This window comes from Shouchella hunanensis (genome assembly GCF_028735875.1).
GTDB lineage: Bacteria > Bacillota > Bacilli > Bacillales > Bacillaceae_D > Shouchella > Shouchella hunanensis.
The window spans coordinates 3,679,872-3,691,537 of the sequence record NZ_CP117834.1 but is presented as its reverse complement, the minus strand read 5'-3'; the positions used below and the strand labels follow the sequence as shown (position 1 = coordinate 3,691,537).

The window sequence follows — 11,666 nt, the reverse complement described above, 5'->3', positions numbered from 1 at the left end:
AATGAAGTCATTACTTTTGCGACTGCTATTAGCAGGTGATTATGTTTCCGGCGAAGTCATAAGTGAACAATTAAATGTGAGTCGCACGGCAGTCTGGAAGCAAATTAAAGCATTAAAAGAACAAGGGTACACGATTCAATCAACAACAAACAAAGGCTACAACCTATTGCAAGCACCAGACACGGTCTACGCACACGATATTGAGGCAAGAGTTCAAACAAAAACCTTTGGAAGAGACGTTATTGCATACGATTCAGTGCCGTCTACTCAACCTATGGCGCACCAAGCCGCAACAAATGGCAGTCATGAAGGCACGCTAATCGTAGCAAATGAACAGACAGAAGGAAGAGGGCGATTAGGAAGAGAATGGGTTGTCGAAAAAGAGCAAACCATATCAATGTCTCTTATTTTAAGACCGACTATTCCACTTACTCGCGCCCCGCAGCTTACTCTTGTTGCTGCAGTTGCTGTTGCACGAGCGATTGAAAAGGTAGCCCCTATCGACTGTGAAATTAAATGGCCAAACGATTTAATGGTAAATGGTAAAAAGCTTGTTGGCATTCTAACGGAAATGGCAGCAGATCCAGATCAACTACATTATGTCATTGTTGGGATTGGGATAAACTGTCATCAAGGAAAAATGGAGTTTCACAATCAAGTGAAAGATGTTGCAACGTCTATTTATGCTGAATGCGGACAAAAGATAAATCGTTCTACATTGATTGCGGAAGTGATGAACGAATTTGAATGGCTTTATCAGAGCTACGTAAATGATGGTTTTCAAGCAATAAAAACGTTATGGGAAGCTCGAGCCCTTTCGTTACAGCAACGAGTGATTGCACGCACACCGAAAGGAACTTTTTCAGGATTTGCATACGGCATTACGGACGAAGGGCAATTACGATTACGGGAAGATAATGGACAAGAACATTTGATCTATTCTGCAGACATTGAACTCGACACAACCTCTTAACCCTTGTTATACTGTTGGAGCAAGGGCTGTATCTGCGAGAACGGCACCCAAGAATGGATGGGCAAAAAAGCGTCTGTTGCTTCGATTCCTTTTGAGAACGGAGACAATAATGAGGTTTTTTAACCCCCCTTGCAAGCGCAAGGGGGGTTACGCCGTTTCATGCAGTTCAACATTTGAACACATGAAACCGGAGGATGAGAAATGAAAACAACAACCCAATTTTTACAGATGAAAAAAGACAACGAACCCATTGCCATGCTGACGGCCTATGACGCGCCTTCTGCTAAGCTTGCTGAGCGGGCTGGAGTCGATATGATTTTGGTTGGAGACTCCCTAGGCATGGTAATGCTTGGTTATGACTCTACTGTTCCAGTAACAATGGACGACATGGTGTTGCACACAAAATCGGTTAAAAGAGGCGCGAAAGACACATTTGTAGTGACTGATTTACCGTTTTTTGCGTACCATAGTACGTTTTCTGAAACAGCTGCTAATGTGCGTCGATTAATGCAAGAAGCAGGTGCAGATGCTGTTAAACTCGAAGGTGGAAAAGAGATCGTTGAGACGGTTCGCTTACTTGTGCAGGCTGGTGTACCCGTTGTTGGTCATATTGGTCTTACACCACAATCAGTAGGTGTACTAGGTGGCTACAAAGTGCAAGGAAAAGATCAAGAAACCGCTGAGCAGTTAGTAGAGGACGCAAAAGCAATCGCTGAGGCAGGTGCTTTTGCCATTGTTGCTGAGTGTATTCCTCACCAGCTCGGAACCATTTTGTCAAAACAAGTAGCAGCACCTATCATTGGGATTGGCGCTGGAAATCAAACAGATGGTCAAGTGCTTGTATACCATGATGTCATTGGATATGAATCACCTCGCGTACCGAAATTTGTTAAACAGTATGTATCGATTTCACCGGTCATTGAGGATGGGCTTATTCAGTATGTACGTGAAGTAAAAGGAAGAGATTTTCCTGCACCAGAGCATCAGTACACAATGAAAGAAGATGGCTGGTTAACCCTTTACGGAGGAACGAAGTAATGCTTGTTGTGACTACCATAAAGGAATTACAGCAAGTGCTCTCTCCGTATCGTTCTGATAACCAAACAATTGGCTTTGTTCCAACGATGGGTGCCTTGCATGCAGGGCATCAGTCGCTCTTCTCAGTAGCTAGAGACCATCATGATGTTGTGGTCGTATCCATTTTTGTCAATCCGCTTCAATTTGGCCCGGGAGAAGATTATGAAACGTATCCAAGGCAGCAAGCGCTTGATGAACAAGTAGCAAGAGAAAGTGGTTGTGACGTCCTATTTTGTCCAACCGTTGGAGAGATGTACCCAGATGGCTTTCCACAAGTGGTTCATGTTAAGCAAGGAGCAGACGTTATGTGTGGAAGAAGTCGCCCTGGACATTTTGATGGGGTGGCAACGGTTGTCTTAAAATTGTTTTCTGTTGTTCAACCAAATGAAGCATTTTTTGGTGAAAAAGATGCCCAGCAGCTTGCGATCATCAAGCAGCTTGTAAAAGAATTTTTCTTGCCAATTACCGTAACAGGTTGTCCGACTGTCCGAGAAGAAGATGGATTGGCACGAAGTTCACGGAATGTCTACTTAACGGCAGAAGAGCGTCGTTATGCGCCATTGCTTTACAAAGCACTTCAGAAAGCGCAAGCGTCCGGAAAAAGAGATCCATCGATACTCGTAGCAGACGTTAAGGCTACTCTTGCGTCCATCCCAGTCGGCGAGATTGACTATGTGGAAGCCTATGAATACCCATCGTTAAAAAAAGTGAATGAAGCCAATGCCCTTATCATTGTGGCGTTCGCTTATCAGTTTAAAAAAGCACGTTTAATTGACCATATCGTAATGGATTTTAACAACCGAGGTGAAACACCATGTTCCGAACAATGATGAAAGCAAAATTACACCGCGCTCGAGTAACGGAGTCAAACTTAAATTATGTTGGCAGTATTACCATTGATGAAGATTTACTTGATGCAGTTGACTTGTTAGAAAACGAAAAGGTTCAAATTGTTAACAACAATAACGGTGAGCGGTTTGAAACGTATATTATTAAAGGGGAACGAGGCAGCGGTGCCATTTGTTTGAATGGTGCTGCGGCTAGAAAAGTGCAGCCTGGTGATGTGATTATCATTTTAAGCTATGTTCTCCTTAGCAACGAAGAGGCTCATCGTCATACGCCTAACGTGGCTATTCTTAACGAAAGCAATCAGATTGTAGAAATGTTAGGAACAGAACCAGCTTCTACCGTTTACTAATTCGAATATTCCCTCCTAGAAACATGCAAACTGTTAGTAACGCATGAATGGGAGGGGATTTTTTGAAGGAATGGATAGACGAGTGGTATAGCCTGTACCAATCTGTTTGGGAATTACCGCTTGATAATCAAGTTGAGGTATTAGAGAATAAAACACAGCAATTACTCATGACGTGGGGATCGTTAGATGAAGCGCTTCAAGAGTTAAAAAAGAAGCTAAAAGACGAAAATGAGCCATATGCATACCAGTCAAAAGGAACGGTTCTATTTGATCAAGGTCAATTTGATCAAGCTTGTTTTCAATTAAAACAAGAACAGTGTGGGGAGAAACAAGAGGCCATTCGCTGTTTATACCTCGGATATGCTTTACTCTATACAAATGATGTAACAGCAAGTGAAGAATATTTCCGCTACGTACAGTTCATTAGTAGACAGACATTGATTCTTCATCTTGTCTACCAAGGTTTAGGATTGGTGGCTATGCTTCAAAATAAACTGGAATTAGCGATCCAGTATTTAGAAAAAGCACAACCTTTAGCAGAAAATCATGAAGTCATGTATAATTTAGGTGTATGTTACTTTTCTCTAGAAAATTACACGTATGCTGTAACGTGCTTTAGACGCTACGCGTACGTTAAAGACGATAGCGATGGTCTTTATGCATTAGGATTAGCGCTTTTGCAAGCAGGTGAAGTCGAAGAAGCTAGAGCCGCTTTCCTAGAGGTAATTGAAACGGTTGAGAATGAAGCTGACTTAGTAGCAGTTGCTCAATTAGTAGAGTGGATTGGTGAGCATGAGCTTGCCTGTTATGCCTATGAGCATTTAATGTTGCTAACAGGTAAAAAGCCGCGCTGGTTACACGGATTTGCATGGAATAAAGCATTAGCAGGAGACGAAAGAGCGATTCACTTATTAGAGGAGCTTGGTCAAACTGATCCAGAAGCGAAAAAATCCTATGAGTGGATACAAGCAACAGTAAAGTAAGAACGGGGTGTCAGTGTGTCACAATCTTATGTTGTGCTTGATTTGGAGACAACAGGAAACGCTCCAGAACAAGGCGCGCGAATTATTCAAATTGGAGCGGTTAAGGTGGAAGGTCACAAAATAACGGATCGATTTTCAACATTTGTCGATCCCCAATGTGAGATTCCACCTTTTATCACAGAATTAACCGGTATAACAGAAAATGATGTTAGTGGCGCACCACTATTTGAAGAGGTTGCTGAAGAGGTATTAACCTTTTTAAATGGAAGTCATTTTGTAGCTCATAACGTTCCATTTGATAAAGGTTTCCTAAAGAAACAGCTAGCGCTTGCGGGCTATCAGTTTCCGAACTGTTATACATTTGATACGGTAGAATTAAGTCGAGGCTTGTTACCAACATTAGATAGCTATAAGCTTTCAGATCTAACCGTTTACTTTGATATGGATCATTCTCGACCACATCAAGCAGACAGTGATGCTGAAATGACAGCTGAGCTGTTTATTTATTTACATAAAAAAATACTTCAACTACCGTTACCAACGCTACAGGCGTTAAAGAAAATAACGGCTTCCTTAAAAAGTGACTGGGATTTTTTAATTGAGGAAGGTATTCATCAAGCTCTTCAAAAAACACAGTTTGATGATGCGTCGATTGATGTGTTCAGGCAGCTGGCGTTAAAGCGAATTGAAGGAGAAGAAGAATTCACTGAAGAAGAGCTACCTGAAACATTTTCAAGCTTTGAGCAGGCTTTTTTTTCTGAAAAAGGAAAACTTGCGTCTCAATTTGAGCAATATGAAATTCGTGAAGGGCAAAAAGAAATGGCAACAGCTGTGTACGAAGCTTTTTCCGATCATGCCCATGCGCTTATAGAAGCGGGAACAGGCACTGGGAAGACGCTTGGCTATTTAATTCCTAGTGTTTATTACGCGAAACAAACAAACCAAAAGGTTGTACTGTCAACATATTCTATCCCTTTACAAGAGCAATTACTTCGTAAAGACTTAGCGCTAATGAAACAAGCGTCAGGTATGCAGATTCGTGTTGCAGTGTTAAAAGGAAGGCAACATTATTTAGATTTAAGAAAATTTGAAGAGGCAGCATTGTACAGCGAAGAAGGTTCATACGATGTCCAGCTAACAAAAGCTCAAATCTTAATTTGGTTGTTGGAGACCCGAACAGGTGACGTGGAAGAATTAAATTTATCCAGTGGTGGGCAGCTATTTTGGCAAACGATACAAAGTGATGCTTCGTCGGATTTAGGTCGATTTAATCCTTGGTTTTCGCGCTGTTTTTATCATCGATCACGTAAACAAGCAAAGGAAGCGGATATTATCATTGTTAATCATGCGTTGTTAATGACGGATGTACATCAACGAAGAGCCATTATTCCTACATATAGTCACGCCGTTATAGATGAAGCCCATCATTTAGAAGAAACGGCCATCGATTATTTTGGAATGGCAGTTAATTATTTATCCATTGGCTTTTCTTTGTCGCGATTGGTTCAATCTGTTAATCAAGATAAGTCGTTTATAAATGAGTCAAGTGAAGAGATTAGCAGCGTGTTAAATGAGATAAAAGAAGATGTGGAAGAATTATTTAGAATGCTTCACGCGTTTGTGAGTGAACGGCAGACGGAAGCAACGGATGTTGGCCGCATGAGCTATGTGTATCATAGTTTTCAAGAAGAAGGCGTTTTATGGCAAGGGATTTTAGAATGTGCGATGCGTGTGCAAATGAACAGCTCTTCTATTATTGAACAGCTTTACAAGGCAGTTGATCATGAACAAGACAATGAGCCTGCTTACGAAGAGCGCTCCTTTATCGCAAATGTTAAATCGATGATCGCATTATTTGAAGAAGAAGTGACACAGCTCTACGAATTACTTTTAGAGTATGATGACGCATTTGTTTATTGGATAGAAGCCGAGCCAAAGGGTGCTAAAAATGCGATTTATTTATATGCAAAACCGATTCGAGTAAACGACAGGTTAGCAGATGATTTTTTTGCAACTAAACATAGCGTCGTGTTGACTTCAGCGACATTGACTGTTAATCAATCATTTGACTATGCGCAAAAACGACTAGGATTAGAAGATTTTGGTGTGCGTACACAAAAAATCGCCTCTCCTTTTTCCTATGAAAAACAGTTAAAAGTATTTATACCAACCGACATTCCAGATGTGCGCGCTCATAATGATCAGTTGTTCATCCAAGATGTATCCATTAAATTATGGCGCTTAACAGAATCAACGAATAAAAAAGCACTCGTACTATTTACGTCATATGACATGCTCAAGCAAGTTTATCAGTACGTAAAAGATCTTGATGAATACGGGCAACTAACTCTTATTGGTCAAGGCGTAACGAGTGGATCACGATCTCGCCTTTTAAAACTGTTTAGACAAGCAAATGGAGCGAGTATATTACTTGGAACTAATAGTTTTTGGGAAGGGATTGATTTGGCTGGTGATGCACTAGAACATTTAATTATTGTACGATTGCCGTTCGCTCCTCCTAATCAACCTCTTACACGGGCTCAAATTAACGCTGCGAAGGAAAACGGTGAAAATCCGTTTACGGACCTTTCTTTACCTCAAGCGGTTATTCGGTTTCGACAAGGGTTTGGGCGCTTAATCCGGACAACGAAGGATCAAGGCAACTTCTTTATATTTGATCGCCGTGTTGTCACAACGAGGTATGGGAAGACGTTTTTAGCTTCACTGCCGACTACACCAGTGTACGAAGGGAAATTCGAACACTTATTGGAAGCTCATATTCATAATCAGGAGGAAGAGTAGTGGATACACTGATTTATAATGCAACCATTATCACAATGGATGAAGAAGAAACGGTTATTGATCGTGGCTATATACGTTTTAATGAAGCAAGTATTGTGACCATTGCGGAAGGAGAACCGACGCAAGAAGAAAAAGAGGGGACTGTACAACGAAATGCCAATGGGAAATGGCTCATGCCAGGTCTTGTTAATACGCATGGTCATCCAGGTATGACGCTTTTAAGAGGGATTAGTGATGATCAGCCACTACAAGAGTGGCTTGAACAATCCATTTGGCCAGCAGAGCAACAATTCAATGAAAGGACTTTACATGTTGCACGAGATGTCAGTATGATTGAAATGATTGCTTCTGGAACAACGGCTTTTGTAGATATGTATCATCTTGGCTTACCGGCTTTTGCTAACAGAATTAAAGAAGTCGGTTTACGCGCAACGTTAATGCGTTCGGTAATTGGGCTTTGTTCTAAGGAAGAACAAGATGAAAAGCTAGCAGAGTCCCTTTCGTTTGCGACAGCCTTCCACGGTGAAGCAAACGGACGAATTACAACGATGTTAGCCCCTCATGCCCCTTACACGTGCCCACCGGACTATATTGACCGTATTGTAGAAGCCGCTCGTGATGCTGATTTACCTGTTCATATGCATCTGGCAGAAACGAGAAAAGAAATCCATGATTTTATGGATCAACACGGCATGCATCCGTTGGAGTTATTGGAAGAACGTGAATTGCTAGCAGGTACGAAATGGCTATTCGCCCATTGTGTTCATATGTATGAGCAACATTTTGAGCTAATTCAACAAAGAGGATCAATGATCTCTCACAATCCCATGAGTAATATGAAACTTGGATCAGGAATAGCCCCAGTAGCATCCATGCTAAAGCATGGTATTCCAGTATCGATTGGAACTGACTCAGTTGCATCAAATAATCATTTAGATTTGTTTGAAGAAATGCGATTTGCGTTACTGTTGCAGCGTGGTGTAAATGAACAGGCTGATCTTGTTAAAACATACGAAGGCTTAAAAATGGCGACAATAAATGGCTCGAAGGCAACGTATGTCAATCAAGTAGGTGCACTACGGCCTGGCAATGAAGCCGATTTTATTATGCTCTCTCCACATCAAGCTCACTTTTTGCCTGAACAACGTGTACTATCTCATCTCGTTTTCTCTGCTAAGGGAACTGACGTTACGGATGTGTTTGTTCAAGGAAAACCATTGTATCGCGACAAAGAATTCGTTACGATGGATAAAGAAAAAATTATGGCAGAAGCTCGTTCCATCTCTAAATAAAACAGTCTGTTGACAAAAAGCTTATCGACTTAGTCGATAAGCAGAACGCTGATTTTGCAGCGTCAATGAGGTGTAGGTAGAAGGTTTTTAATCGATTTCAGCCTGCATATCCTCTGCACTTGCAGATAGTGGATAGAACACAGCAGGAAACGCTGTTTGCTTTAATGGAAAACAGCATATGTCCTCCAACGTTTGGTTTCCTCTGCGAAGCAAGGACCATTCGTCCTTTTGATGCTGAAACCAATCGGCTAAGCCATGTTGTTCCATATGAACGCCCCCCTTCTTCTGGCGTATTTGTATTTTGCCACGAACAAGGCAAGCTATGTTTAGTAAAGATTGTGGAGAAGTCTAGAATTTGGTTGGTATACTTTAAATGGAGAGGCGAGTGAAGAAAAATGGAAAATACCGATATGAAAATGAAAGTATTATCAACAGTGACAATTGATCGTACAGATGATTTCTACAAAGTCGTTGATCAATTAAATCGAACGTTAAAAGAAAAAGGATTAACATTTGGTTTTGCTCTTGATGCCAAAGACTCTGAAAAAATTGTTTTTACCATTTATGAAGTGTAGAGGAAAAAAATGAAGAAAAAAGGAATTATTATTTCGCTACTCGTTAGTTTGTTTCTTCTTAGTGGCTTGAGTATTTGGCTGTACAGTACAATCCGTGCACCGTTAGCAACAGAAGGGGAAGACGCACGCACGGTTGCTCTAAACTATAATTTATTATCTACCGTAAGCGATGTCTCCCATTATTATGGTGGTGACAGTTACTGGGTCTTGGAAGGCACCAATGATGACGGAGAAGACCAATTGTTATTTTTGCATCAGGACTATGAAGAATCGGATGAATATTATTTACTTTCTCCTACAGATGGTGTAGAAAAAAGTGAAATGGTTGATACTGTATCACAAGACTTAAACGTAACGTCCTTTGAATCAATCCGACTTGGTGTTGAAAATGGACAACCAGTGTATGAATTTACATACGTAACAAATGGTTCAAGGGTTTTTTACTATACATTGTTTGAAACAGGTGCGTATTTAAAGAGTTACAGTATTCACACAGCTGCTTAAGAGCGAAGAGTGGGCTTCTATCGACTTTCATCCCACGGTCAGTTATAATGTTAGTCGGAAAAAGAAACGTTTGAAAAGAAAGACGTTCAGGAGGAATGACAGTTTTGAAAACAACGATTGCCCAAGTAGGTCAATATGTAGACAAAGAAGTAACCATCGGAGCATGGCTTGCAAATAAACGATCAAGTGGAAAGATCGCTTTTCTGCAATTACGAGACGGTACAGGTTTTATTCAAGGTGTAGTGGTAAAAGCAGAAGTAGAAGAAGCACTATTCCAGCAAGCAAAAGCACTAACTCAGGAAACGTCGCTTTATGTTACTGGCATTGTTCGCGAAGATGAGCGTTCCCCATTTGGCTACGAGCTCACAGTAACAGGTATTGACATTATTCATGAAGCAGAAGGGTATCCAATTACACCTAAAGCCCACGGAACAGAGTTTTTAATGGACAATCGTCACTTATGGATTCGTTCAAAAAAACAGCATGCTGTGATGAAAATTCGAAACCAAATCATTAAATCAACGTTTGATTTTTTCTTTTCAAAAGGTTTTACAAAATTAGATTCACCGATTTTAACAGGTAGTTCACCTGAGGGCACTTCTGAGCTATTCCATACGAAATATTTTGATGAAGATGCGTTTTTATCGCAAAGTGGACAACTTTACGCTGAAGCTGGTGCAATGGCGTTAAATCGTGTATTCACGTTTGGACCAACCTTTCGAGCGGAAAAATCAAAAACGAGACGCCATCTCATTGAATTTTGGATGATCGAACCCGAAATGGCTTTTGTTGAGCACGAAGAAAGCTTAGATTTACAAGAAGAGTATGTGTGCTATTTAGCTGAGCAGGTTCGAATGAATTGTGATTTAGAACTTGATCTTTTGGAAAGAGACAAAGAGAAGCTTGCTGCAATTAAAGGTCCGTTTCCTCGCGTAACATACGACGATGCGTTAGAGCTCTTACATAAGAAAGGCTTTGACGATATTGTCTGGGGCGATGACTTTGGTTCACCTCATGAGACAGCGTTAGCAGAGCATTACGACAAACCAGTATTTATTACACGCTACCCAAAATCTCTGAAGCCGTTTTACATGCAGCCAGCTCCAGATCGAGATGATGTTGTATTATGTGCCGATTTAATTGCACCAGAGGGCTACGGTGAAATTATTGGTGGATCAGAACGCATTCATGACTACGATTTGTTAAAACAAGAAATTGAAGCACATGGTTTACCATTAGATGCTTATCAATGGTATTTAGATTTAAGAAAATATGGTTCAGTTCCACATTCAGGGTTTGGATTAGGATTGGAGCGTACCGTTGCTTGGCTTTCTGGCATTGAACATGTTCGAGAAACGATTGCGTTTCCACGCTTGTTAAATCGTTTATACCCGTAACAATAAAAAAACACCTTACCGCATAGTAAAATGCACGTAAGGTGTTTTTTAGTTGTAAAAAGGAGCAATTCCTTAAAATCACTACTTGTTTTCTACTGCTTCAAGAGAAGTAAACGTGTTATACTAAGAGTTGTTAGAGGTGGTAGTTGTGGATGATACAGTCTTATTAAAATGGGTTCAGCAAAAGCAAGTCACTGTGCCCCATTTACTGTTAAAGCATTATACAGAGTTAAATATGAACGAGACGGAGCTTGTTCTTCTTATACAAATTCAACGATTAATTGATAACGGTGATTCGTTTCCAACTCCGCAAACGTTAAGTGAACAAATGACGCTTTCGATTGAAGAATGCGCTGAAAAAATTGGTCAGCTCGTCCGTAAGCGGTTATTGTCAATTAAAAACAAGCGCGACGACGAAACGAACATGGTGTATGAATATTGTTCACTTGACCCGCTATGGCTTCAATTAATCGATTACTTAGAGACAAAACAAAGTGAAAATGAAGGAACGAAAACAGAAGAAATAGAAGGGCAACTTTTTCAGCAATTCGAACAAGAGTTTGCCAGACCACTATCCCCGATTGAAGTAGAAACGATTTCCATGTGGATTGACCAAGATACCTATACAGTTGAATTAATTCAAGCCGCATTAAAGGAAGCTGTAATCTCAGGTAAATTGAATTTCCGCTACATTGATCGCATTTTGTTTGAATGGCAGCGCAATGGCATTCGAACCGTTGAACAGGCACATGCCCACAGCGAACGGTTTAGAAAGAAAAACACTTTACCTGTCAACAAAGAAAAACGCCAGACTGCAAAACAATCAGAAAACATACCGGGATTTAATTGGTTAGAAAATTTGTAA

At 40.6% G+C, this 11,666-nt stretch carries 12 protein-coding genes; 11 read left to right on the top strand and 1 reads right to left on the bottom strand.

The window, feature by feature from the left end; translation table 11 throughout:
* The first annotated feature begins 1 nt into the window (after position 1).
* The 7 genes from PQ477_RS18890 (at position 2) to PQ477_RS18860 (ending at position 8,325) form a co-directional block, all read left to right on the top strand.
* On the top strand, positions 2-973 hold the full coding sequence (locus tag PQ477_RS18890) for a biotin--[acetyl-CoA-carboxylase] ligase (RefSeq protein WP_274272689.1): 972 nt from the start codon (positions 2-4) through the stop codon (positions 971-973).
* A gap of 201 nt (positions 974-1,174) precedes the next feature.
* On the top strand, positions 1,175-2,011 hold the full coding sequence (gene panB / locus PQ477_RS18885) for a 3-methyl-2-oxobutanoate hydroxymethyltransferase (protein ID WP_035398359.1): 837 nt from the start codon (positions 1,175-1,177) through the stop codon (positions 2,009-2,011).
* Positions 2,011-2,880: a pantoate--beta-alanine ligase gene (gene panC / locus PQ477_RS18880; RefSeq protein WP_052008296.1), complete on the top strand. Its 870-nt coding sequence runs from the start codon at positions 2,011-2,013 to the stop codon at positions 2,878-2,880. Before panB ends, panC begins: the two co-directional genes overlap by 1 nt.
* On the top strand, positions 2,865-3,248 hold the full coding sequence (gene panD / locus PQ477_RS18875) for an aspartate 1-decarboxylase (protein WP_035398357.1): 384 nt from the start codon (positions 2,865-2,867) through the stop codon (positions 3,246-3,248). The genes panC and panD overlap by 16 nt, the downstream gene beginning before the upstream one ends.
* A gap of 62 nt (positions 3,249-3,310) precedes the next feature.
* The gene (locus PQ477_RS18870) at positions 3,311-4,231 is read left to right on the top strand and encodes a tetratricopeptide repeat protein (protein ID WP_035398354.1); all 921 of its coding nucleotides are present in this window, start codon (positions 3,311-3,313) and stop codon (positions 4,229-4,231) included.
* 15 nt (positions 4,232-4,246) lie between these two features.
* Positions 4,247-7,033: an ATP-dependent DNA helicase DinG gene (dinG, locus tag PQ477_RS18865; protein ID WP_274272688.1), complete on the top strand. Its 2,787-nt coding sequence runs from the start codon at positions 4,247-4,249 to the stop codon at positions 7,031-7,033.
* Positions 7,033-8,325 carry an amidohydrolase gene (locus PQ477_RS18860; RefSeq protein ID WP_060705320.1) on the top strand — a complete coding sequence of 431 codons (1,293 nt, stop codon included), beginning with the start codon at positions 7,033-7,035 and terminating at the stop codon, positions 8,323-8,325. Before dinG ends, PQ477_RS18860 begins: the two co-directional genes overlap by 1 nt.
* Positions 8,326-8,412: 87 nt before the next feature.
* Here PQ477_RS18860 and PQ477_RS18855 read toward each other — a convergent pair whose 3' ends face one another.
* Positions 8,413-8,592, bottom strand: coding sequence for a hypothetical protein (locus PQ477_RS18855; RefSeq protein ID WP_035397954.1), 180 nt, complete (start codon positions 8,590-8,592; stop codon positions 8,413-8,415).
* Between the two features lie 128 nt (positions 8,593-8,720).
* Between PQ477_RS18855 and PQ477_RS18850 the strand changes: the two genes are divergently transcribed.
* The 4 genes from PQ477_RS18850 to PQ477_RS18835 all read left to right on the top strand — a co-directional run bounded on the left by PQ477_RS18850 (position 8,721) and on the right by PQ477_RS18835 (position 11,666).
* Entirely contained in the window at positions 8,721-8,900 is a 180-nt protein-coding gene (locus PQ477_RS18850) for a YpmA family protein (protein ID WP_035397952.1), read from the top strand.
* A 9-nt stretch (positions 8,901-8,909) separates the two neighbouring features.
* Positions 8,910-9,404, top strand: a complete 495-nt coding sequence (locus tag PQ477_RS18845) for a cell wall elongation regulator TseB-like domain-containing protein (RefSeq protein ID WP_035397949.1) — start codon at positions 8,910-8,912, stop codon at positions 9,402-9,404.
* A 104-nt stretch (positions 9,405-9,508) separates the two neighbouring features.
* Positions 9,509-10,801: an asparagine--tRNA ligase gene (gene asnS / locus PQ477_RS18840; RefSeq protein ID WP_274273599.1), complete on the top strand. Its 1,293-nt coding sequence runs from the start codon at positions 9,509-9,511 to the stop codon at positions 10,799-10,801.
* A 148-nt stretch (positions 10,802-10,949) separates the two neighbouring features.
* Positions 10,950-11,666 (top strand): DnaD domain-containing protein, encoded by a 717-nt coding sequence (locus PQ477_RS18835; RefSeq protein ID WP_144559053.1) that lies wholly within the window; start codon positions 10,950-10,952, stop codon positions 11,664-11,666.

What these genes read in the sequence shown, in the direction of transcription:
- PQ477_RS18890 (WP_274272689.1), top strand. Translation starts at nt 2, where the DNA reads ATGAAGTCATTACTTTTGCGACTGCTATTAGCAGGTGATTATGTTTCC.
- panB (WP_035398359.1), top strand. Translation starts at nt 1,175, where the DNA reads ATGAAAACAACAACCCAATTTTTACAGATGAAAAAAGACAACGAACCC.
- panC (WP_052008296.1), top strand. Translation starts at nt 2,011, where the DNA reads ATGCTTGTTGTGACTACCATAAAGGAATTACAGCAAGTGCTCTCTCCG.
- panD (WP_035398357.1), top strand. Translation starts at nt 2,865, where the DNA reads ATGTTCCGAACAATGATGAAAGCAAAATTACACCGCGCTCGAGTAACG.
- PQ477_RS18855 (WP_035397954.1), bottom strand. Translation starts at nt 8,592, where the DNA reads ATGGAACAACATGGCTTAGCCGATTGGTTTCAGCATCAAAAGGACGAA.
- PQ477_RS18850 (WP_035397952.1), top strand. Translation starts at nt 8,721, where the DNA reads ATGGAAAATACCGATATGAAAATGAAAGTATTATCAACAGTGACAATT.
- PQ477_RS18845 (WP_035397949.1), top strand. Translation starts at nt 8,910, where the DNA reads ATGAAGAAAAAAGGAATTATTATTTCGCTACTCGTTAGTTTGTTTCTT.